The organism is Pseudomonas sp. GW822-FHT01E03, assembly GCF_058802985.1.
Genome location: NZ_JBXAOQ010000026.1, coordinates 1 through 22,470, shown reverse-complemented (window position 1 = coordinate 22,470; position 22,470 = coordinate 1). Strand labels below are relative to the sequence as shown.

General features: G+C 61.1%; 21 protein-coding genes. 12 read left to right on the top strand and 9 right to left on the bottom strand.

Going from position 1 to position 22,470, the window contains the following annotated elements:
* Positions 1-82: 82 nt before the first annotated feature.
* The 5 genes from AC1RP7_RS27775 to AC1RP7_RS27755 all read right to left on the bottom strand — a co-directional run bounded on the left by AC1RP7_RS27775 (position 83) and on the right by AC1RP7_RS27755 (position 3,451).
* Positions 83-835, bottom strand: coding sequence for a bestrophin-like domain (locus AC1RP7_RS27775; RefSeq protein ID WP_223473825.1), 753 nt, complete (start codon positions 833-835; stop codon positions 83-85).
* Between the two features lie 48 nt (positions 836-883).
* On the bottom strand, positions 884-1,312 hold the full coding sequence (locus tag AC1RP7_RS27770) for a hypothetical protein (protein ID WP_090454675.1): 429 nt from the start codon (positions 1,310-1,312) through the stop codon (positions 884-886).
* A gap of 138 nt (positions 1,313-1,450) precedes the next feature.
* Positions 1,451-1,864, bottom strand: coding sequence for a VOC family protein (locus tag AC1RP7_RS27765; protein WP_493182533.1), 414 nt, complete (start codon positions 1,862-1,864; stop codon positions 1,451-1,453).
* Between the two features lie 89 nt (positions 1,865-1,953).
* Complete coding sequence (locus tag AC1RP7_RS27760) at positions 1,954-2,613, bottom strand: TetR/AcrR family transcriptional regulator (RefSeq protein WP_057715520.1); 660 nt, start codon at positions 2,611-2,613, stop codon at positions 1,954-1,956.
* Positions 2,600-3,451 carry a 3-hydroxybutyryl-CoA dehydrogenase gene (locus AC1RP7_RS27755; protein WP_057715519.1) on the bottom strand — a complete coding sequence of 284 codons (852 nt, stop codon included), beginning with the start codon at positions 3,449-3,451 and terminating at the stop codon, positions 2,600-2,602. Before AC1RP7_RS27755 ends, AC1RP7_RS27760 begins: the two co-directional genes overlap by 14 nt.
* 163 nt (positions 3,452-3,614) lie before the next feature.
* Here AC1RP7_RS27755 and AC1RP7_RS27750 point away from each other — a divergent pair, with 163 nt between their 5' ends.
* The gene (locus AC1RP7_RS27750; RefSeq protein WP_489848166.1) at positions 3,615-4,667 is read left to right on the top strand and encodes an AraC family transcriptional regulator; all 1,053 of its coding nucleotides are present in this window, start codon (positions 3,615-3,617) and stop codon (positions 4,665-4,667) included.
* A gap of 141 nt (positions 4,668-4,808) precedes the next feature.
* Here AC1RP7_RS27750 and AC1RP7_RS27745 read toward each other — a convergent pair whose 3' ends face one another.
* A complete protein-coding gene (locus AC1RP7_RS27745) occupies positions 4,809-5,531 on the bottom strand; it encodes a pirin family protein (RefSeq protein WP_057715517.1) in 723 nt (240 codons plus the stop codon).
* A gap of 329 nt (positions 5,532-5,860) precedes the next feature.
* On the opposite strand from AC1RP7_RS27745, the gene AC1RP7_RS27740 reads away from it, so the two are divergent.
* On the top strand, positions 5,861-6,811 hold the full coding sequence (locus AC1RP7_RS27740; protein ID WP_090454681.1) for a GlxA family transcriptional regulator: 951 nt from the start codon (positions 5,861-5,863) through the stop codon (positions 6,809-6,811).
* A gap of 151 nt (positions 6,812-6,962) precedes the next feature.
* Entirely contained in the window at positions 6,963-8,447 is a 1,485-nt protein-coding gene (locus AC1RP7_RS27735) for an ATP-binding protein (RefSeq protein WP_493182530.1), read from the top strand.
* Here the strand turns inward: AC1RP7_RS27735 and AC1RP7_RS27730 are convergent.
* Positions 8,412-11,216: an ATP-binding protein gene (locus tag AC1RP7_RS27730; RefSeq protein WP_493182529.1), complete on the bottom strand. Its 2,805-nt coding sequence runs from the start codon at positions 11,214-11,216 to the stop codon at positions 8,412-8,414. The genes AC1RP7_RS27735 and AC1RP7_RS27730 overlap by 36 nt on opposite strands.
* A 366-nt stretch (positions 11,217-11,582) precedes the next feature.
* Here AC1RP7_RS27730 and AC1RP7_RS27725 point away from each other — a divergent pair, with 366 nt between their 5' ends.
* Both AC1RP7_RS27725 and AC1RP7_RS27720 read left to right on the top strand, forming a co-directional pair.
* Positions 11,583-12,149: a flavodoxin family protein gene (locus AC1RP7_RS27725; RefSeq protein ID WP_218498350.1), complete on the top strand. Its 567-nt coding sequence runs from the start codon at positions 11,583-11,585 to the stop codon at positions 12,147-12,149.
* 43 nt (positions 12,150-12,192) lie between these two features.
* Complete coding sequence (locus AC1RP7_RS27720) at positions 12,193-13,017, top strand: alpha/beta fold hydrolase (RefSeq protein WP_493182527.1); 825 nt, start codon at positions 12,193-12,195, stop codon at positions 13,015-13,017.
* Between the two features lie 36 nt (positions 13,018-13,053).
* Here AC1RP7_RS27720 and AC1RP7_RS27715 read toward each other — a convergent pair whose 3' ends face one another.
* Entirely contained in the window at positions 13,054-13,503 is a 450-nt protein-coding gene (locus AC1RP7_RS27715) for a helix-turn-helix domain-containing protein (protein ID WP_090454690.1), read from the bottom strand.
* Between the two features lie 160 nt (positions 13,504-13,663).
* On the opposite strand from AC1RP7_RS27715, the gene AC1RP7_RS27710 reads away from it, so the two are divergent.
* The 6 genes from AC1RP7_RS27710 (at position 13,664) to ycaC (ending at position 19,777) form a co-directional block, all read left to right on the top strand.
* Positions 13,664-14,581 carry a LysR family transcriptional regulator gene (locus tag AC1RP7_RS27710; protein WP_057715510.1) on the top strand — a complete coding sequence of 306 codons (918 nt, stop codon included), beginning with the start codon at positions 13,664-13,666 and terminating at the stop codon, positions 14,579-14,581.
* A gap of 1,107 nt (positions 14,582-15,688) precedes the next feature.
* Positions 15,689-15,955, top strand: coding sequence for a DUF6124 family protein (locus AC1RP7_RS27705; protein ID WP_057715509.1), 267 nt, complete (start codon positions 15,689-15,691; stop codon positions 15,953-15,955).
* Between the two features lie 270 nt (positions 15,956-16,225).
* Positions 16,226-16,642, top strand: a complete 417-nt coding sequence (locus AC1RP7_RS27700; RefSeq protein ID WP_493182526.1) for a DoxX family protein — start codon at positions 16,226-16,228, stop codon at positions 16,640-16,642.
* Positions 16,635-17,243 carry an antibiotic biosynthesis monooxygenase gene (locus tag AC1RP7_RS27695; RefSeq protein WP_154947830.1) on the top strand — a complete coding sequence of 203 codons (609 nt, stop codon included), beginning with the start codon at positions 16,635-16,637 and terminating at the stop codon, positions 17,241-17,243. The genes AC1RP7_RS27700 and AC1RP7_RS27695 overlap by 8 nt, the downstream gene beginning before the upstream one ends.
* Complete coding sequence (locus AC1RP7_RS27690) at positions 17,243-19,081, top strand: amidohydrolase (RefSeq protein ID WP_218498345.1); 1,839 nt, start codon at positions 17,243-17,245, stop codon at positions 19,079-19,081. Before AC1RP7_RS27695 ends, AC1RP7_RS27690 begins: the two co-directional genes overlap by 1 nt.
* Positions 19,082-19,150: 69 nt before the next feature.
* Entirely contained in the window at positions 19,151-19,777 is a 627-nt protein-coding gene (gene ycaC / locus AC1RP7_RS27685) for an isochorismate family cysteine hydrolase YcaC (RefSeq protein WP_008004800.1), read from the top strand.
* 122 nt (positions 19,778-19,899) lie between these two features.
* Here ycaC and AC1RP7_RS27680 read toward each other — a convergent pair whose 3' ends face one another.
* Entirely contained in the window at positions 19,900-21,327 is a 1,428-nt protein-coding gene (locus AC1RP7_RS27680; protein WP_218498344.1) for a mechanosensitive ion channel family protein, read from the bottom strand.
* Between the two features lie 145 nt (positions 21,328-21,472).
* On the opposite strand from AC1RP7_RS27680, the gene AC1RP7_RS27675 reads away from it, so the two are divergent.
* Positions 21,473-22,369: a LysR family transcriptional regulator gene (locus AC1RP7_RS27675; protein WP_218498343.1), complete on the top strand. Its 897-nt coding sequence runs from the start codon at positions 21,473-21,475 to the stop codon at positions 22,367-22,369.
* Positions 22,370-22,470: the final 101 nt, after the last annotated feature.

The window sequence follows — 22,470 nt, the reverse complement described above, 5'->3', positions numbered from 1 at the left end:
TAGGTCATCGTCAAGATTAAATTCCGAAACCCCTATCTGCGTATGCAGGTAGGGGTTTTGTTTTTGTCCGCGGGAAATGAAATTACTGCCCCAACCGCTCCAGCGTGTGCTCCAGGGGATCCAGCGACACACAGATAAAACCATCAAGCGGTCGATTGAGTTCCTCTACCAGCAAGATGGTTGCCCCCGTCGACAGGGCACACATCAGCAATACGGCGACAATGGTGCCGTTGCAGGGTGCAAACAGGCCGAACGAACCGAAGATAATCCCCAGCCACGTCACCAGGATCACCAGCATCACCGGTGGAATCGATTGATTGGCCTGCAGCAGGGTCAGCCAGCGGGCGGCAAACACGGTGTCCATGTCTTGCAATGCCTTGGCCTTGAGCGCGCGCTGATCATCGTTGCCGGGCGTCAGTGACTCGACCTGGCGTTGCAGGCCTTCGGAGCGACGGATCACTTCTGGGCTATCGAGTTTTTCAATCTGACGGTGATCGCGGGTCGCGAGCACCTGGGTGACTTCGGCGTAGTTGTGCTTGAGCTCGGTGCGGATGCCTTGGGTGTCGGGGCCGTAGCGAGCCAGCAAGCGGTCGAATTGAACCACTTTCGCCGCCGCGCCCTCCAGTTCGGCATTGGCCGTATCGAAGGTGCCTTTGGCAGAGGAAACGAGCAGGCCGAGGACCAGCGCCGACATCGTTGCAATGAGGCCGGTGGCCAGCTTCACCACCGCCACGGAGTCATCGCTCAGATGATGGCTCGGTAATCGCTCCCTCACGTACGAGCCCATCAGTGCGCTGGCGGACAGGCAGGCGAAAACGATGAGGGCGATCACCACGTCATTCAAATTCAACCTCCGTTGACGCTGTCCTCCAAGGGGAGATATCTACTGGTACTTGATCACGATACCTTTGAGCTTGCGTCCCTCGATGGTCCTCACATCGCGTGCCCACAGCGGCCCGCTGGCATAGGCACCCACCGCTTGAATGTGGTCATAGACGACCACCACGGCGTCGCCACCGAGTTTGGCGGACTCTTCCCGCAGCTTCTGTTCGACTTCGGTAATCGGCGGGGCAGGGTCGATGCTGGCGTCGATCAACACTTCACCCAGGCGCACATGTGGGCGCAGAGGCTCCGAGCGCAGCACGACAACCTGGTCCGGCGATGTCGGTGCCGGATGTTCTACACCGACATAGGCGGTGGTCTGGGCATCGACAGTGGCGCAACCATTGAGGGTCAGCAGGCTGGCGATCATTCCACCGGCCAGTAGCAAGAGCTTGCAACGGGTGGGCCAGGACGCGTCGTGGGCCGGCATAGTGGGTATCCTCCTCAGGTTCGCTGCTATCCGTATGGCTAGTTGACGGTAGCAGACAGGCCGGGAGTTGCCAGAAAGCCCAACCTTTTCAGGTCGGGCTTTTTTGTGCCTTCAATACTCTCGATCGACCAAGGCCTTTCACTGATCCTTTTCGCAATTGACCATCCACGACACACCAAAACGGTCGACCAGCATGCCGAAGCGTGCTGCCCAGAACGTGGTTTCCAGTGGCATTTGCACAGAGCCACCGTCCGCCAGCGCATTGAAGACCCGTTCGGCCTCGGCAATGCTGTCGACGTTGAGTGAGATCGAGCAACCACTCATGCCCTGGACGGGACGATCCGGAGTGGTGTCCGACCCCATGATCGCCTGATCGCCCGCGATCAGGCGGGTATGGATGATCAGGTTGTGCAGATCCGTGGGGACATGCTCACCGGCAGGAGTTTCGCCGAAGGTCATCATGGCTTCGATCTGGCCTTGCAGGCACTGCGCGTAGAACGTGAAGGCCGCTTTGCAGTCGCCGTTGAAGATAAGGTAGGGATTGATTTTCATGGTCGGCTCCAGGTGCTCGAGTACATACATCGGTTTGGACGCCGGTTTTTTCGGCGAATTCCGATTGTGTCGAGCCGACAAGCAAAGCGCTAAATCTTCGTCGAAGCTTGTGTTTCTTTAGATGTTTTTTCAATAGGACGCGCCAGGCTTATTGCCTCCGGCACACGCCGTGGCGCAAGCACACGTTCGATGGCGCCGCTGACCATGCTCTCGAGCAGCTCCTCACGTTCCTGCTCGTCCAGCACATGGGGTGTCAGCCAGCTGGGAGCACTGTTGAGCAGGGCGCCAATGGCATGCCCGGCGGCCAGCAGGCCTTGCTCGCTGAAGCGGGACTTGGCGCCCAGCATCCTCAGCAACGTGCGTTCGTATTGCTCGCGCAATTGCCGGACCCGATCCTGTTGCTCTTCGTTCAGGCAACCGCTGTCGCGCTCCACCAGGCGGAAATGCCAGGGCATCTCCCGATGCAGATTCAGATGGGCGCGGATCAGGCTGTTGAGTTTGTCGCGCTTGCCCGGGGCCTTTTGCTGGATACGTCCCAGGGTGGCCAGCAGCTCCTCGTAGAACTCCTCGATCAGGTCGAGCAGCAGATGCTGTTTGCTGGGGTAATGGTGATACAGCGAGCCTGGGGAAAGCCCCAGGCACGTCGCGAGCTCACGCATGCCGACCTGGCCGAACCCCTTGCAGGCAAACAGCTCCAGGACCTTGTCCCGGTACTCGGCAAAGCGCGAGCAACGCTCAGGCATAGGCATGGAAGCCGCGCCCCGTTTTACGTCCCAGGTAACCGGCGGCGACCATTTCCTTGAGCAACGGCGCCGGGCGATATTTGCTGTCATTGAAACCGTCATAGAAGGCTTCGAGGATCGACAACAGGGTGTCCAGGCCAATCAGGTCCGCCAGGGCCAACGGGCCGATAGGCTGGTTGCAGCCCAGGCGCATACCGGCGTCGATGTCTTCGGCGCTGGCCAGGCCTTCCTGGAACACCAGGATCGCTTCGTTGATCATCGGTACCAGGATCCGGTTGACCACGAATCCCGGGCGATTACCGGCAGTGATCGCGGTTTTGCCGAGGGTGGTCGCCATGTCCAGCGCCAGTTGGTGGGTCGCGTCACTGGTTTGCAGGCCACGGATGACTTCGATCAGGCCCATCACCGGCACCGGGTTGAAGAAATGCAGGCCGATGAAGCGCTCAGGCTGGCTGACACTGGCGGCGAGTTGGGTGATCGACAGCGACGAGGTATTGGAGGCAATGACGCATTCGCTGCTGACTTGCGCGGCAATCTGTTGCAGCACACGCAGTTTCAGGTCGAGATTTTCCGTCGCAGCTTCAATGACCAGCTGCGCATTTTGCAGGCTGCTGTAGTCGGTGCTGGTGCGGATTTTGTCGAGAGCGGCCTGTTTCTGCTCCGGCGTCAGGGTTTCCTTGGCGATCTGCCGGTCCAGGTTTTTGCCGACCGTTGCGACGGCTTTTTGCAAAGCGCTTTCGGAAATGTCGAGCAAGGTCACGTTGAAACCGGCCATGGCGCAGACTTGTGCGATGCCGTTGCCCATGGTGCCCGCACCGATCACCCCGATGTTTTGCAGATTCATCTTCCCATCCTTCGATCAAACCCTGCGATACCTTGGCCGCGATTGCGGCCGAAGGCGTACTATTGCCGCGAGTCTAGAGCCGGCAGGGCGGTTGTCCTATGCCAAAACTGTTCAACGGCACTGATGTTTTTTGCCATTCGGGTGATGAGAGAGAAGCGAACCAATGCGGGAAAAGGACTCGGTTGCCGCCTATTTCGTGCAGGCAATGATCCATGGGCTGCGCGATGATCCGCAGCGCGTGACGGCCGTGCTCGAACAGGCGGGCATTGATCCGGCGGTCATGCACCAACCCACGGCGCGGGTGCCGGCCAATGCGTTTGCGGCGTTGTGGCTGATCCAGATCCGCGAGCTCGACGATGAGTTTTTCGGGCTCGATTCCCATGGCATGCCGCCGGGCAGTTTCGCCCTGATTTGCCGTGCCTTGATTCAGGAGCCCGATCTGCACAAGGCCATGCGTCAATGCCTGGCCAACTTCGGCTTGTTCCTGCGCGACTTTCGCGGCTCTCTGGCCGTGCGTGGCAAACGTGCGGTCATCAGCCTCGACACCCGTTCGACGGACAACGATGCCAGCCGGTTTGGTGAAGAAACTTTCCTGGTGTTGATGATCAGTCTGCTGTGCTGGCTGGGCGGGCGGCGCATTCCCATTGACCGTGCGGACTTCCGCCATTCGCGCCTGTCGCTGGGTGACGACCGCCTGCTGTGGGGCCCTAACCTGACCTTCGGTGCCGAGCGCACCGAAATCGAATTTGCCAGCCACTACTTGCGCCTGCCCGTGGTTCAGGACCTGGCGTCGCTGAAAGTGTTTCTGCGTACCGCACCGCAATGGCTGGTGATCCGCTTCCGCAACCAGCATGGCCTGGCATCCCAGGTTCATCAGCGCTTGCGCGGCAGTCATTACAGTCAGTGGCCGACGTTGCAGGCCTTTGCCCTGGAACAGCACCTGAGCCCCAGCACCTTCCGCCGCAAACTGGAGCGTGAAGGCTGTTCCTACCAAGAGATCAAGGACGAAGTACGCCGTGGCGTGGCCTTTGAGCAATTGCGTCAGAGCGACGCGAGCATCAGCGATATCGCTGAACAACTGGGTTTCCAGGAACCCAGCGCCTTCCATCGGGCGTTCAAGAAGTGGACCGGGGAAAGCCCCGGGCGCTATCGGGCCCGTTATCAGGGGGAGCAGGGCGCAGAGGTCGCTACCCTTGAGGCTTCCTGCGAGCCCTGAGCCATCAACGATCCACCCGCAGGACGAGCAGATTTACACAAACTGTGGGAGCGAGCCTGCTCGCGAAAGCGATAGGTCATTCAACAATGATGTTGTCTGACACCCCGCCTTCGCGAGCAAGCCCGCTCCCACAGGGATCTGTCATGGCATTTCCGGCAGTTCCTGTGGCCGCAGGTCAAAGACCAATACTTCAGCATCCACGCCATTGCTCAAGGTCAGCACCTGTTCTTCGCGAACCCGCACACCGTCGCCTTCCTGCAACAACACACCGTTGAGTTCAACGCTGCCCCGGGCCACATGCACATAGGCGTAGCGGTTGGCGGCGAGCTCCAGGGTGGCGCTTTCCTTGCCGTCGATCAGGCCGGCATACACCCGTGCATCCTGACGCACCTTCAGCGAACCCTTGGCGCCGTCCGGCGAGATGATCAGTTGCAGGCGCCCGCGTTTCTTCTGGGGGCTGAAATGCTCTTGCTGATAGCGCGGTTTGGCGCCGCTGACGTCGGGCACGATCCAGATTTGCAGAAAGTGCACCGGCCGGGTTCCGGAGTGGTTGAATTCACTGTGGGCCACACCGCTGCCTGCGCTCATCAGTTGCACGTCGCCGGGGCGGATCACGGAACCTGTGCCCAGGGTGTCCTTGTGTTCCAGGGCACCTTCAAGCACATAGGAGAAAATCTCCATGTCGCGGTGCGGGTGCTGGCCGAAGCCTTTGCCGGCGGCGACGCGGTCGTCGTTGATCACCAACAGGTCGGAAAAACCCTGCTCTTTCGGGTTGCGATAGCTGGCGAAGGAAAAGGTATGGAACGACTTCAACCAGCCGTGATTGGCCAGGCCACGATCCGAGGCTTTGCGAAGAGTCAGCATGATGAAATCTCCTTTGGGGACGTGAATTCGTCCGAGTGAGGAGAAGGTTAATGGTTACTGGTTGATTCAATAAGTAGGTTGAAATTGAAATACTGTCTCTTTCAGGTTGACAGTATTCGGACGCGAATCAGTTATTCTTTTCCGATGCCTGGCCTGTGTTTGTCCATAATGCACAGTACCGAAACCTGTGGGAGCGAGCTTGCTCGCGATAGCAATTTTCCAGTCACCTCATCTGTCGAATGTGATACTGCCATCGCGAGCAAGCTCGCTCCCACAAAGGGCTAGCGCTCGACAAACCGACCTTATTTGATCCCAGTGAATTCCAATCCATGAAAACCGTGGCAATGGTGCTGTTTCCCGACTTTCTCCTGCTCGACATGGCCGGGCCCATGGAAGTGTTTTCCATCGCCAATCGTTATCTGAAACCCGAAGATCACTATGTGCTGACGACCATCGGCACCGAGCCCGGCGCACTGCGGGCGTCCAACGGGGTGAGCGTGCACGCCGACCGGCACATCGATCAGGCCTGCGAGGGGTTTGATTTGCTGCTGGTGCCCGGTGGTCCCGGTGCCTACAACGAAAAGCATCCGCCATTGCTCGACTGGCTCAGGCACAACGTCAGCCGGTCCGCCGGTTATGGCTCGATCTGCACCGGGGCGTTCGTGTTGGGGCATGCGGGTTTGCTCGACGGCTATCGCGTCACCACCCACTGGCACTACACCGAGCGGCTGATCAAGGGCTTTCCGAAGGCGACCGTCGAGACCGATCAGATCTTCGTTCAGGACCGCAACCTGATCACTTCCGGTGGCGTCACCGCCGGGATCGACCTGGCGTTGTCGGTGGTCGCCCAGGACCATGGCAAAAAAGTCGCCCAGGACGTGGCCAAGGTGTTGCTGGTGGTGATGAAGCGCCAGGGCGGGCAGGCGCAGTTCAGCCCGTTGATGGCGGCGGTGGCCCCTCACGAAACGGCGATTACCCGGGTGCAGAACCATGTGCTTGAACATCTCGATGAAACCTACAGCATCGAGCGAATGGCCGGTCTGGCCAACATGAGCCCGCGTCATTTCGCCAGGGTGTTCGCCCGGGAAGTGAACATGACGCCAATGGAGTTTCTGCAAAGCGCGCGTATCGATTGCGCCAGGAACCTGCTGGAAACCACCGAGTTGCCGCTCAAGACCGTGGCCTTCAAAAGCGGCTTCGGCAGCGTGCGGCACATGCGTTTTCTGTTCAGTGAAAAGCTCGGCCTGACCCCGACCCAATACCGCGAGCAGTTCAGCTAACGCGCATGTCCGTCGTGCGCACCGCAATGGCCGTGACGCTCCCCCCGCGGCAGTTGTACCGTCACCGAGGCCTGCCAAGATACCGCTGAACTCATTGCAAGGACGGTGCAGAGCCTGGGCTGGAAGCCAGGCTTGCAGCGAGTGACAGCCCATGAATAGCCTCAGAGATATAAACAGCGAAGCGGTGCTGCAATTCGGGCCCTACGCTTTCCACCTCAGTCAGCGACTGGTGCTGGAGGGCGATCGACCGCTGCGCCTGGGCGGCCGCGCCCTTGACGTGTTGCAGGTGCTGGTCGAGCACGCAGGCTCGGTTGTCAGCAAGGAAGAGTTGATTGCGCAGGTCTGGCCGCGCTCCGTGGTCGAAGAGATCAACCTGCGGGTACACATTGCCGCCCTGCGCCGAGCCCTGGGCGACGGCCAGAACGGCCAATGCTACATCGTCAACATTCCCCAGCGCGGTTACAGTTTTGTCGCCCCGGTACAGCATTCGCCGCAGCCCGTCTCGTTCCCGAGCGAGACCGTAAAAAAGCCCCTGCACAACTTGCCGGCGCGGCTCACGCCGATCACCGGGCGCGATGCGGTTGTCGGCAGCCTGGTGCGGCAGTTGCCGGTGCGCCGATTCATGACCCTGGTCGGGCCTTGCGGGATCGGCAAGACCACCGTGGCGCTGCGCGTGGCCGAACTGTTGTTGCAGCACTATCGGCACGGCGTGTGGCTGGTGGACCTGGCGGCGATCGATGACCCGGCGCAAGTGACCGACCACGTCACACGAACCCTTGGGCTGGAGGTCGGCACCACGCTGGAGGCGCTGGCGCAGCGGCATGCCTTGTTGGTTCTGGACAACTGCGAACACCTGCTCGAACGCTGCCAGACGTTGATCGAAACACTGCTGGCTTCGCTGCCTCGTCTGTCGATCCTCGCCACCAGCCGCGAGCCGCTCCAGGCAGCGGGCGAAACCGTATTGCGTCTGCCACCGTTGGCGGTGCCGCCGGTGTCAGCGCTGCGCAGTGTTGACGAGGTCATGGGCTATTCGGCGGTGCAGTTATTCGTCAGCCGTGCACGGGCTCGTCAGCAAGGGTTCACCCTGCGCGAACAAGACCTCAAGACTGTACGGGAAATCTGCCGGCGCCTCGACGGCCTGCCGCTGGCGATTGAATTGGCGGCGGCGCAAATCGATGCGCTGGCGCTGGTGGGGTTGCAAGCGCAACTCGATAACTGTTTTCAGTTGCTGTCCCAGGGCCGCCGCACGGCCGTGCCCCGGCACCAGACGCTCAAGGCGGCGCTGGACTGGAGCTACGAACGTTTGACTGCCATGGAGCAAACCGTGTTGCAGCGCCTGGCAGTGTTCAAAATGGCCTTCACCCGGGACGCAGCGATTGGCGTGATCTGCTGCGACAGGCTGCCTGCCGCCGACCTGATCAAGGTGATGGAAAGCCTGGCCCTCAAGTCGCTACTGACCCTGGAGCAGGGGAGGGAAGTGGCCCGTTACCGCTTCCTCAACACCACCCGCACCTATGCGCTGGAAAAACTCGAACTCAGTGGTGATTTGCGCGCCCTTGAAATGCGTTATGCCGGTTACGTCAGTCAAGCGCGCTGGCCTTCAGGCGGGCAGGTGGCATTGCAGCTCGTCGAGTAGCCGGCGAACGGTCATCAAGTCCGGCGTGGCGAAACCTTCGGTGTAGCGCTGGTAGATCGGGGCCAGCAATTGATGCGCCCGTTGGGGATCGCCCTGACGCTGCCACAACTGCGCCAGTGAGGTGGCGCTACGCAGCTCCCAGGCCAGGGCACCCTGGGCCTTTGCCACGTTGAGTGCCTTGAGCAGCATGGTTTCGGCCGTCGCGGTCTGGAGCGGGCAATCGGTTGCCAGCAACGTCCTGGCCCTGGCCCGCAGTATCTCTGCCGTGCTCCAGTCCGAAACACCGCTTTGCGCACGTTCGAGCAAATCATCGTCGACACAGGTTGAATCCAGCGTGACCATGATGTCCTTGATCAAACCGACGCTTTGTCGGCCGATTGGCTGAACATCGATACCGCCGATCACCCGCGCATAGTGTTGCGCCCAGTCATGGAACAGCAGGACCGAGTGTTTCCGCGCTTGTTGCAGCAGCAGGCGCAGGAGTTCGCGGGCGCTTCGGGTGTCGCCGTTGTAGTGGGCGATCAGACAGCCGGCGAGCGCCAGGGTGTAGCAGATCGATGTGCCGTGGTTGATCTGCAATGCGATGTCCAGCGCCTGGCGGGCAGTGCGCCAGGCCTGTTCCGGCTGGCCTTGCAGCCAGAGGATGCGCGCGTGGAGGGTCAGCGCCGCGACACTCTGGTCGTATTGCACGCCAAAGCCATGGGTGAAACGGTTGAGATGACCGCTGTGGGCCATGCGTTGGAGCACTTGTTCGGCATGCTCCCCAGCCTGATGCTGGTTGCCGGAGAAGTGCAGGGCGAGCACCCGCAATCGATGCATGCTCAGGGACATCTGGGCGTCGTCTTGCAGCCCCAGGTGATCGAATTGCCGACTCTGTTCCAGGGCCATCTGGTATTGGCCGCAGCTGAGATTGACCGCCAGGTGCCCGGAAATCGCCCGCAACTGACCGGCCACATCGTTGAGTTGGCTGGCCAGGGCTCTGGCGCTGACGAAGGCGCCAACGGTTTCGCTGCTACCTCCTTGAACGTGATAACAGGCACTGCCCAAAGCCAGCTTGAGGGCCATCTGCAAGCGCGGGCAAGGCTCGGCAGACTGCTCGAGCAAGGCCAGCGCCTTGCGCACATAACCGCCGTGTTCCTTGAGCAGTGACAACTCCTGCCACAGCGGCGTGGACGTCGCGGCCAGGCGTATCGCCAGTGCCTGCGGCCCTTGCCCGTGCAAACCCCAATCGAGGGCTGCACGGATGTCCTCCAGGGCCCGGCCATAGCGTTCGAGCCACAAGCCGGTGGACGTTTTCTCCCAGTCGTCCTGCGCCTGTTGCATCGTTGCCAGGCAACGCTCGGCATGCCGCTCCCGCGTCCCGGGCAGGTCGGTGGTTTGCGCAAGTTTTTCCAGGGCATAGCTGCGGGTGGTATCGAGCAGGCGGTAGTAAACATCCTCGTCGCCCACCTCCACGTTCAACAGGGACTTGGCGACCAGTTGGGTGATCGAGCCGAACACCTCGCGGGGTTCGATGTGTTCGCCGACAATCACCGCCGCTGCCGACTCCAGGGTGAAACCGCCGCGAAACACACTCAGTCGGCGCAAGCAGGTCTTTTCGCAGGCGCTGAGTAGCTCGAAGCTCCAGTCCAGTGTCGCGCGCAGGGTCTGATGGCGTGCCAGGGGCGTCTGGCAGGGCTGGGTCAACACCCGGAAATTGCTTTGCAACTGCGTCAACAAGCCGGGCAATCCGAAGTTGCCCACTTGCGCCGCCGCCAGTTCGATGGCCAGTGGAATGCCGTCCAGTCGGTGGCAGATGTCGATCAACAGCGGCAGTTCATTGTCCGTCAGTTCAAAGCTGTCATGGCTGGCCATGGCCCGCTCGACAAACAGTTGCAGGGCGGAAAAGGTCATGGCCTGGGCGCGGTCGAGGACGGCGATGGGCGGCGGGCAGTCGAGTGATTCCAGGCGCTGGACGAATTCGCCTTCGGCCCGCAGGCTCTCGCGGCTGGTGGCGAGAATATGCACGTGCGGCGCACTGCGCAGAATGGTTTCGCAGAGATGGGCGATGGCGTCGACCAGGTGCTCGCAGTTGTCGATGACCAACAGCATTTGCCTGTCGCGCAGACAGTTGGCAAGACCGCTCAGGGGGGCGTCGTTGTGCAGGGCCAGTTCGAGCAACGTCGCCAGATGACCGTCGATCATCAGCGGGCAGTTGATCGGGGCCAGGTCCAGCAGGCGAATGCCGTCCCGGTAGCGACCGATCATTTGTTCGGCGACCCGCAAGGCCACGGTGGTCTTGCCGATGCCGCCGGGACCGACGAGGGTGATGAAGCGCTGGCGTGGCAGTTGCACCACCAGATTGTCGACCAGGGTCTGCCGGCCGATCATTCGCGTGCGGCGCACCGGAAGGTTATGCCGGCTCGGTGCGCAAGCCACGGGCGCTGGCGGTTGCTCGGCCTGCTCCAGTGAGTACGGTGCGACGAAGCTGTACCCGCGCTGGGCCACGGTGACGATGTAGCGCTGGCCGGCCTGACCGTCGCCGAGCGCCTTGCGCAACGCGGCCATGTGCACCCGCAGGTTGATGTCTTCGACCACGCTGTTGGGCCAGACCCGGGCGATCAGTTGCTGCTTGCTGACCACGTTGCCGGCGTGCTCAAGCAGGATCAACAGGATGTCCATGGCGCGCCGCCCCAGGCGCAAAGGCTGGTCGGCCTCCATCACCAGGCGTTGTCCGGGGTAGACCCGGTAGGGGCCGAAATGCACAGCCTGTTCGGGGGAAAGGGTCAACGAGTCGCTCCTGCTGCATCCGTCTGGTACGCGGTTTTCGAGCATATTCCTCAGGTTTTTTACGGAGCGCAATGCGTCGCTTGGGTGACTGAAGGGGCAGGCCTTGACTCTAGCGTATCGGCCAGCGGCTGTCGGCCCCGTGATCGTTGGGCGCGACAGATGGACAGCGTCTGCCGGGGCTTTTTGCGCGCCTGGGAAAATTAACAACGTTTAACTCGTCCTGCGTCCGGTCTGCACCCAAAACTATCTTCCTGTAGGAGCGAGCTTGCTCGCGATGGAGTATCAGTCGACACCAATGTGGCTGACACACCATCGCGAGCAAGCTCGCTCCTACAAGGGATTTCAACCCATCTCAAGGACAAACCAATGAGCAACGTGGTGGTGGTCTATCACAGTGGCTACGGGCACACCCGGGTCATGGCCGAAGCCGTGGCCGGTGGCGTGGAACGGCACCTTGGCAGCACCTGCCAGTTGATCCCGGTCGAAGAGGTAGACGAGCACTGGGAGCGGCTGCACAACGCCGACGCTATCATTTTCGGCGCGCCGACCTACATGGGCAGCGCCTCGGCGGCCTTCAAGGCGTTCATGGAGGCCACGGCGGCGTTCTACCTGACCCAGCCCTGGCGCGACAAACTCGCGGCGGGTTTCACCAATTCCGGCTGCCTGTGCGGCGACAAACTCAACACCTTGCTGCAAATGGCGGTGTTCGCCGCCCAGCACTCGATGATCTGGGTCGGCCTCGACCTGCTGCCGGCACGCTCCAGCACCGGCGCGTTCAACGGCCAACTCAATCGCCTGGGCAGCTCACTGGGCGCCATGGCCCAGTCGAATGTCGAGCAATCCCCCGACGATGCCCCTCCGCCCGAGGATCGCTGCACCGCCGCGCACCTGGGCGAGCGAGTGGCGCGCCTGGCCGATCGCCTGCGCCACTGACCCTTTTGATTCACCCCCAACCCTCGTTAAGGAGGCATCACCCATGAGCACTTTCATTACCCGCGATGGCGTCGAGATTTACTACAAGGACTGGGGCACCGGTCAGCCGATTGTCTTCAGTCACGGCTGGCCACTGAACGCCGACAGCTGGGAATCGCAGATGATCTTCCTGGCCTCCAAGGGCTATCGGGTCATCGCCCACGACCGTCGCGGTCATGGGCGTTCCAGCCAGCCGTGGTCGGGCAATGACATGGACCATTACGCCGACGATCTGGCGCAGTTGATCGAGCTGCTCGACCTGCAAAACGCCGTGCTGTTCGGCTTCTCCACCGGCGGTGGCGAGGTGGCGCGTTACATCGGTCGCCACGGCACCGGCCGCGTGGCCAAGGCCGGGCTGATTTCCGCGGTGCCACCGCTGATGCTCAAGACCGAAGCCAACCCCGGCGGCCTGCCGCTGGAAGTGTTCGACGGCATCCGCCAGGCCTCGCTGGCCGACCGTTCGCAGCTGTACATCGACCTCGCCAGCGGCCCGTTCTTCGGCTTCAACAAGCCTGACGCGAAACAGTCCCAGGGCATGATCGACTGGTTCTGGATGCAGGGCATGATGGCCGGCCACAAGAACGCCTATGACTGCATCAAGGCGTTCTCGGAAACCGACTTCACCGAAGACCTGCAGAAGTTCGACGTGCCGACGCTGGTGGTGCATGGCGACGCGGATCAGGTCGTGCCGTATGAAGCGGCGGGCGTCTCCTGCGCCAAACTGGTAAAGGGCTCGACCTTGAAGATTTACCCGGGCGCCCCTCACGGTTTGACGGACACCCATAAGGACCAGCTCAACGCTGACCTGTTGGCGTTCTTGAAAGGTTAAAAAGCCGGATCAAGGGATCGCAGGTTTCGCCAGCGCCTACACGTGCATACCCGTAGGCGCTGGCGAAGGCTGCGATCTTTTGCTTTTAAGGCCATGCACCGCCTGACAGCGCCAGGCAAACGGATTGATGCCTTCGCTGCGGGTGAAAATGTGGCAGAAGTGCGCCTGATCGCAGAAGCCGCATTCGAGGCTGATCTGCGTGAGGCTGAGGTTGGTGTACTGGATCAATTGCTTGGCCAGGGCAATGCGCTGCTGGCGAATCCAGTCCTGTGGCGAGAGGCCGGTGCTGCACTTGAACGCGCGCGAGAAGTGACTGCGCGACAGGGCGCAAGCCTGTGCCAGTTCAGTGACTTCCAGGCTGTCGCCCAAGCGTTCGAGTATCAGTTGTTTAACCAGCTTTTCGCGCTGCGGGCTGAGGCCGCCGGTGCTTTTCTTTGGCACCGGCGTGAATGACGCGGGGGCGGCATTTTGCTGAACGTGAGCCATGGCGAATGTCCGTGTCGGTAGGCTTCATTCTTGGACCCGAAGGCTCTGGCTTACGAGTTAATCGTTGTTAATTTCTCGCTCACCGCGGGAAGTCTTGGGTAAAGTCAGACACAATTCTCATCCTCGCGCCCGGCCGAACACACACAAGGAACCTGTGCCTATGAACCGTAACGATCTGCGTCGCGTCGACATGAACCTGCTGGTGATTTTCGAGGCCCTGATGTTCGAAAAGAACCTGACCCGAGTCGCGGAAAAACTGTTCATGGGCCAACCGGCGGTGAGCGCCGCGCTGGGGCGTTTGCGCGATCTGTTCGACGATCCGTTGCTGCTGCGCAACGGACGCGGCATGGAACCGACGGCGCGCGCATTGGCGATTCTCAAGGAATTGCAGCCAGCGATGGACACCATCTCCGGTGCGGTCAGCCGGGCCAAGGAATTCGATCCTGCGACCAGTTGCGATGTGTTTCGCATCGGGTTGTCGGACGATGCCGAGTTCGGTTTGTTTCCACCGTTGCTGCGTCAGTTGCAAGAGGAAGCACCGGGCATCGTCGTGGTCGTGCGGCGGGCCAATTACTTGTTGATGCCAGCGCTGCTGGCGTCGGGGGAAATTTCGGTGGGTGTGAGCTACACCACGGATCTGCCGGCCAATGCCAAGCGCAAGAAGCTGCGCGATATCCCCTGCAAAGTGCTGCGCGGCGACACCCGGCCGGGGACGCTGACCCTGGATGAGTACTGCGAGCGGCCCCATGCGATGGTGTCTTTTTCCGGCGACCTGAGTGGCAACATCGACCTGGATCTGGCGAAGGTCGGGCGTAGTCGTCGTGTGGTGCTGGGGGTGCCGCAGTTCAGTGGGTTGCGGGCGTTGCTCGCCGGGACCGAGATGATTGCCACTGTGCCGGATTATGCGGCGTGTGCGTTGGTCGAAGGCTGTGGCTTGCGCGCTGAGGATCCGCCGTTCGAGATTGAGGCGGCGCAGTTGTCGATGGCCTGGAGCGGGGTGCATGACAATGATCCGGCGGAGCGGTGGTTGCGGTCGCGGATCGGTCAGTTCATGTCTGTGGCTTTGGATGTTTCTTAGGTGTTGACCTTGGCGGCCTCTGGGCCGACCAGGTTCTTGGTTGATTGAGTACATATCCGTTTCTTCGGTAACGGCGGCTGGCGGTTTCGCCCTTACGGCGAGTCCCTTTTGTCAAACGACACAAAAGGAACCAAAAAGTCTCGCCCCTTACGTACGGCCCCTCGCTGAGGCTCGGGGTTCCTTCGCTCCGGCATTCATCCGGGGGCATCGCCCTCCGGTTGGCTTCGCTGGCACCTACATGCGATGTGTTCGACTGCGTCGAACGGCGCTGCGCGCCAATCCCCGGATAAACACCTCCACTCAGCCTGCCGAGGGGGCGGGTGGATCAAGATCAAAAGCTGCAGGCGAGCTAACGCTCGGCCTGATGAGTGGTGAGAAGCGACGCGGTGGTGCGGGATGCTCTGCTTTTTGCTCTGCTCTTCTGTGGGAGCGAGCTTGCTCGCGATGGTGGCCTGCAAGCCGACCAATTTCTTTCGAGTGTACCCAGCCCAACTGTAGGAGCGAGCCTGAACTGGCCTAATAATTCCGGACACCTCTTAAGGGCGACCTGACAGCCGCCCAATTACTTGCAGATGTACTCAGCACCTGTGGGAGCGGGCTTGCCCGCGAAGGCGGCCTGACAGCCGACCAATCTCTCACAGACATACGCTGATCCACTGTAGGAGCGAGCCTGCTCGCGATAGCGGTGTATCAGTCAACACCAATGCCGGATGTAATGCCGCCATCGCGAGCAAGCTCGCTCCCACAGGGAATGTGCAGTGTTCTGAAAGCCCTGTTTAAAAGCGGTCAGCCTCAATTCCTGAAAGCCACACCGCCTTGCGTCGTTGCCTACAACTACGCCAGAATCCGCCGGCTTGTGAGTCTTGGCCCTGATCTCTATCGTTCTCCACGTCGCTGCCCATTCAGCGATCGGGTTTAGCAGCTCGGTAAATTTCAAGGCTCGCCAGTGTCACCTTCAGATCAGTTCGATCTGCAATTTGGTGGCTGTGCGTGGGGCACTTCGGTGCGCCGGGTTCCTTGATCCCTGGTCTGCTAACCCGCGTACAGCCGCCACCCAATTCGTTTAGCAGCGACTTGTGGCGGCTCCATTGATCAAGGAGCTTGACCATGTTCAAACCCACCCCCAATCCCCCGAAAGCCCCGGCACCACCACGCAACCCCAGCACGATGTTTCTCATCGCCCCCGACATCAACACCGAAACCCTCCTGGCCCACACCTGCGAATCCCTCGCCTCGGCCAGCATCATGGCCAGCGATCTTGCTGGATTTCTGCAAAGCCCTCATCGCAATGCGCTGCTGGGGATTGCGCAGATCATCATGTTGGGTGAGCTGGCGGTGAATCGGGCGCTGGATAATCTCGACCCGCAAGACTAGTCCAGTAGCAGCAAGCAACGAGTAACCCTGTAGGAGCGAGCTTGCTCGCGATGGACGTCAACGATAACGCGTGCTGCCTGATTGATCGTGTTGTTCAGACGTTTTTCGCGAGCAAGCTCGCTCCCACAGGGATCTGTGTCGATGGGCCGTTCTCGGTCCACACCGGCAAACAGAGCACGTACATTCAATTTTTCCTTCCTCCGCCCCGGCACTATCGAATCCTGTCCCGGCGCATTGACGCCGGTGGTTTTTCATTTGTGCGGGTAGGCCATGGACACTTCGCGAAGTGATGATCGGGCGCAAGACTGGGGGCTGCTGTTCCTGCGGGTCAGCGGCGGGTTGTTCCTGTTGTGGGTACATGGCTTGCCCAAGTTGCTTCACTACAGTGCCGAGCTGCAAAGCATCGAAGACCCTTTCCACCTGGGCACGAATCTGACGCTGATGCTGGCGATTTTCGCCGAGGTCGTGTGCCCGCTGCTGATCGCCACCGGGTTGCTGGCGCGTCTGGCGTGTTTGCCTATTCTGTTTTTGCTGTGGGTGTCGATGTTGATCGTGCATCCGCAGTGGACGCTCTTCGAAGGCCAGTTCGGCTGGCTGTTGCTGATCGTGTTCACCAGCATTTTCATCGCCGGGCCGGGACGCCTGGCACTCAATGTCCGTTTCGCCGGAGCCTTGCGTTATGTCTGAATCCAATCGCCGTGAGCCGGCAAGTCCGGGGCCTGATGAGGTGGTGACCCTGATCGTCAAGCACCGGGTCAAGGCCGGTTTCGAAGTGCCTTATGCAGCCTGGCTGCGCAACATCGTCAAGGTGGCCGCGCAGAACGTCGGGCACTTGGGCGTGGATGTGGTGCGTGGCAAGAATGCCGGCCTCGACACCTACACCTGCGTGCTGCGCTTTTGTTCGACCGAGGCGATGCAGCGCTGGCTCGATTCACCGCAACGCCAGGAACTGGTCGATGAAGCCGCGCCGATGCTGGCCGATGGCGACCAGACCGAAGTCAATCCGGTCAACGAGTTCTGGTTCTCGCCCCAGGCCGAGGCCAGTACGCCACCGCCGCGCTGGAAGCAGGCTGTGGTGACGCTGCTGGTGATCCTGCCGCACACCTTGCTGGTGCCGCTGCTATGGGGGCCGTTGTTGCGGCTCAATGCCTTGCTCTCCAATTACGTGGTGGCCACGTTTCTGATCACCCTGACCATCGTGCTGTCGGTGGTTTACATCTTCATGCCCATGGCGACGCGCCTGTTCGCGCCCTGGCTGTCTCCCGCCACATTGCACGAGGAACCGTGATGAACGCCGATCTGATTCTGTTCAATGGTCAATTCCATACCGTTGACCGCGAAAAACCGCTCGCCAGCGCCGTGGCGATCAGCGACGGGCGTTTTGTCGTGGTCGGCAACGATGCCGAAGCCATGGCCCTGCGGGGCTCGAACACCCAGTTGATCGACCTCAAGGGGCGTTGCGTGATCCCCGGGCTCAACGACTCACACTTGCACCTGATCCGTGGCGGCTTGAACTACAACCTGGAACTGCGTTGGGAAGGTGTGCCGTCACTGGCCGATGCCTTACGCATGCTCAAGGAGCAGGCCGACCGCACGCCGACCCCGCAGTGGGTGCGGGTGGTCGGTGGCTGGAACGAATTCCAGTTCGCTGAAAAGCGCATGCCGACCCTGGCGGAGCTCAATCAGGCGGCGCCAGACACGCCGGTTTTCGTGCTGCACCTGTACGACCGCGCCTTGCTCAACCGCGCCGCGTTGCGTGTCGCCGGCTACACCCGTGATACACCGAATCCGCCAGGCGGCGAGATCGTGCGTGACGCCAATGGCGAGCCGACCGGCATGCTGGTGGCGCGGCCCAACGCGATGATTCTGTACTCGACCCTGGCCAAGGGGCCGAAGCTGCCGCTGGAGTATCAGGTCAACTCGACCCGTCAGTTCATGCGCGAACTCAATCGCCTGGGCCTGACCAGTGCCATCGATGCCGGCGGCGGTTTCCAGAATTACCCGGACGATTACCAGGTGATCGAGCAGTTGGCAAAGGACGAGCAACTGACCGTGCGCATCGCCTACAACCTGTTCACCCAGAAACCGAAGGAAGAGCTGACCGACTTCAAGAACTGGACCGGCAGCGTGAAGCTGCACCAGGGCGATGACTTCCTGCGACACAACGGCGCCGGGGAAATGCTGGTGTTCTCGGCGGCGGACTTCGAAGACTTCCTCGAACCGCGCCCGGACCTGCCGCAAACCATGGAAGCCGAACTGGAGCCGGTGGTGCGCCATCTGGTCGAGCAACGCTGGCCGTTCCGTTTGCACGCCACCTACAACGAATCCATCAGCCGCATGCTCGATGTGTTCGAGAAGGTTAATCGCGACATTCCGTTCAACGGCTTGCCGTGGTTTTTTGACCACGCCGAAACCATCACCCCGCAGAACATCGAGCGGGTGAGGGCGTTGGGCGGCGGCATCGCGATTCAGGATCGCATGGCGTTCCAGGGTGAATATTTCGTCGAGCGTTACGGCGCGAAAGCGGCCGAAGCCACGCCACCGATCAAACGCATGCTGGCCGAAGGCGTACCGGTGGGTGCCGGTACCGACGCCACGCGGGTGTCGAGCTACAACCCGTGGACCTCGCTGTACTGGATGGTCAGCGGTCGCACCGTCGGAGGTATGGAATTGCACGCCGAAGGCCTTTCACGCCTGACGGCGCTGGAACTGTTCACCCACGGCAGCGCCTGGTTCTCCTCGGAGCAAGGCAAGAAGGGCCAGATCAAGGTCGGGCAACTGGCTGACGTCGCGGCCCTCAGTGCGGATTTTTTCAGCGTCGATGAAGAGGCGATCAAGTGGATCGAGTCGGTGTTGACCGTGGTCGGCGGCAAGGTGGTGTACGGCGCCGGTGACTTCGAGAAGCTCGGGCCGGCCAGCGTGCCGGTGCTGCCGGACTGGTCGCCGGTGGTGAAGGTGCCGGGCCACTGGCGCCCGACTTCGCCGATGCAGGCCCAGGTTCACCATTGCAGCGGCCCGTGCGCGGTGCATTCCCACAGTCATGAACGGGCGCGCCTGTCGAACGCGCCGGTCAGCGATTTCGCCGGTTTCTGGGGCGCCTTTGGCTGCTCGTGTTTTGCCTTCTGACTCTTTTAAAAAAGCGCCGGCCCAACAGGTCGGCGCTGACTGCAACAACCATCCACCAAGGAGTTTCCAATGAGCAACGTTCCGTACAAACGCCTGAACAAAGACGATGCTGTGGTATTGCTGGTCGACCACCAGACCGGTCTGATCTCGCTGGTACAGGATTTCTCGCCCAACGAGTTCAAGAACAACGTGCTGGCGCTGGGCGACATCGCCAAGTTCTTCAAACTGCCGACCATCCTCACCACCAGTTTCGACAGCGGTCCGAACGGTCCGATCGTGCCGGAGCTCAAGGCGCAGTTCCCGGACGCGCCGTTCATTGCACGCCCGGGCCAGATCAACGCCTGGGACAACGAAGACTTCGTCAAGGCGATCAAGGCCACCGGTCGCAAGCAACTGATCATTGCCGGTGTGGTGACCGACGTGTGCGTGGCGTTCCCGACACTGTCAGCCATTGCCGAAGGCTTTGAGGTGTTTGTGGTGACCGACGCTTCCGGCACCTTCAACACCACCGTGCAACAAGCGGCCTGGGCGCGCATGTCGGCCGCCGGTGCACAACTGCTGAACTGGTTCTCCGTGGCCTGCGAGCTGCAAGGCGACTGGCGCAACGACATGGAAGGCCTGGCCAACCTGCTGTCCGAACGCCTGCCGAACTATCGCAACCTGATCAACAGCTACACCAAATTTACTGCCAAGTAAGAAGTACACCTGTGGGAGCGAGCTTGCTCGCGATGGCGGCGTATCAGTCGACGCACATGTTGACTGACAGAAAGCTATCGCGAGCAAGCTCGCTCCCACAGATTTTTTGTGTGATCACTTGATCAGCGACTCTGCAACCAACTCAAAAACCCACCTTTCCTGACCGCTACCGGTTTGGCCATCAACGCCATCCGGCTGTTCTGCTGGCGCACCGCCTGCAGCTTGTTCAACGCCCGGTCGACTTCCCGTCGTTGCGCCATGCAGTTGCGGGTCAGTGATTTGTCGAGGCGGTAGATGATGCTTGAGGTCATGGCGGTGAACCGTGCCTGGGACGGCGTGTCGGCGAGGATGCTTTGTTCGCCCATGACTTCACTCGGCCCCATGCGCCCGGCTTCGATCTGCGTGCTGCCGTTGGGGACGGTGGCGCTGACCACGCCGGTGGCGATGACGAACAGGCTGTCCGGTACTTCATCCAGATCCAGCACCACCTCACCGGCCGCGTATTGCTGCGCCACCATGTTCTGGGCCAGGTGATCCCGTTCCTCGGCGCTCAGGGAGCGGAATATTTTCACTTCATCGAGCAAGGCCCGTGCACGGGTCGACGGCTCGATCACGCCATCGGGTTGCCGGGAAATGCCTGCCGCTTCAAGGTGCCGATGGGCCAGGTCGAACAGTTGATTGCGCACTTCACCCTTTTTGCCCAATTCGGCGATGAAGCCGCTGGCCACGTATTCGGACATGGTTTCGCCGGCCTCCTTGAGCACGGCTTTCGGCGCCGGATCGAGCAGCAGACTGCTACTGCCCTGAAGGGTGCGGTCCAGGGCATCGAGTACCCGACGCGGGCGGATGTGGTTGGGCACCTGAATGCTGATCGACACGCCGTGCATATTGAACGGGCGGCTGAGATTGACGATCTTTGCCTTGGCCGCCACCGAGTTCGGCACCACAGCGGTGCTGCCGGCGCTGGTCAGCAGGTGGGTGGCACGCCAGTCGATGTCCAGCACCTTGCCTTCAATACCGTCGATGGAAACCCGGTCATCGACCTGATACGGCTTGGTGGTATTGAGCACGATGCCGGAGAACACGTCGCTCAAGGTGCTCTGCAATGCCAGACCCACCACGATGGCGACGACGCCGGAGGTCGCCAGCAAACCTTTCACCGGCAGCTCCAGCACGTAGCCGGCGGCGGCCACCACGGCAATCAGGAACACCAGTGCACCGATGACATCCTGCAACAGCCGACCGCTATGGCCGATGCGCCGCATCAGGGCCAGGCCGATCACTTCGGTCAGCACCCGCGCGGCGTACAGCCACCAGAGAATCCCCAGTGCCGTGGCCCCCAGTTGTGCCACGCGATCATCAGCAAACAACGGCGCCTGCAACGGGCTGACGCCGGCGTTGATGAGCACCGCGCTGAACAGCACAAACAGCGCCAGGCGCACACCGACCCGGCTGACGCGATGCTTGAGTGGCGCGAGGTGCCAGAGCAGGGCGTCGATGGCCAGCAGCAGGGTGCTCAGTGAGAGCAGGTGACCGAGGAGAAAGGACATGGGGAAACTCCATTTAAATGCTTGCGGCAAACAGATCGCAGATCCTTCGGGGAAGGTGATTTCAGTGCGGTGAACGAAGATTAATGGTGTGTCAGGAAGGGAAAAAGCGGCTATAACGTGTTTGACTGTCAACCGGGAAGTGACAATGAACCCCTTCGAAGATATGCGTATTTTTTGCCAGGTCATGGACTCCGGCAGCTTCACGGCGGCCGCCGATCAACTGGGGCTGTCCAAGCAGTTTGTCAGCCGCCGCTTGATGCAACTCGAAGAGCGCCTGGGCGTGCGCTTGCTCAATCGTTCGACCCGGCGCCTGGATGTCACGCCGCTGGGGCAGAGCTATTACGAGTCAGCCTTGCGCCTGCTCAGCGAAGTCGAACAAGTGGAGCAGGGCATCGCCGGCCAGACCACCGAGCCACGGGGGACCATTCGTGTGAGTGCGCCGCTGTCGTTCGCGCTGGCGCATCTGGGCTGCCTGTTGCCGGTGTTTTTACAGCGCTATCGCGACGTGACGGTGGAGATGGATTTGAGCGATCGTCCCGTGGATTTGCTCGGTGAGGGCTACGACCTGGCGCTGCGCATCGGCACACTGGAAGACTCGACACTGATCGCCCGACGCATTGCCTCCATTGAGCGGGTGTACTGCGCAAGCCCGGCGTACCTGACCGAACGCGGCACACCGCTCAAGCCTGAAGATTTGCACGGTCACGACTGCCTGCCGTACGGCCATGGTCGACAGGTGCAATGGCGGTTTGCAGGGCAGGGCAAGCCATTGAGCGTCAATGTCAGCGGGCGGATGCGGGTCAACAACGGTGAATTGCTCAAGGACGCGGCGATTGCCGGGCTGGGGATCACGTATTTGCCGACGTTCATTGTCGGCTCGGCGTTGAAGGATGGACGGCTGGTGGAAGTGCTGGAGGATTTTCGGCCGGAGCCGCTGACGTTGTCGGCGGTCTATCCGCAACACCGGCAGAGTTCGCGGCCGGTGCAGGCGCTGGTTGAGTTCTTGCGTGAGGAACTGGATCAGTCTGAGGGTGGGTTGTAGAGCGGCGGATTGCCTGACTCACATCGGCCACTGTGGGAGCGAGCTTGCTCGCGATGGCGTCCTGTCATCCAACATTGAAGTCGTCTGACACTCCGCCATCG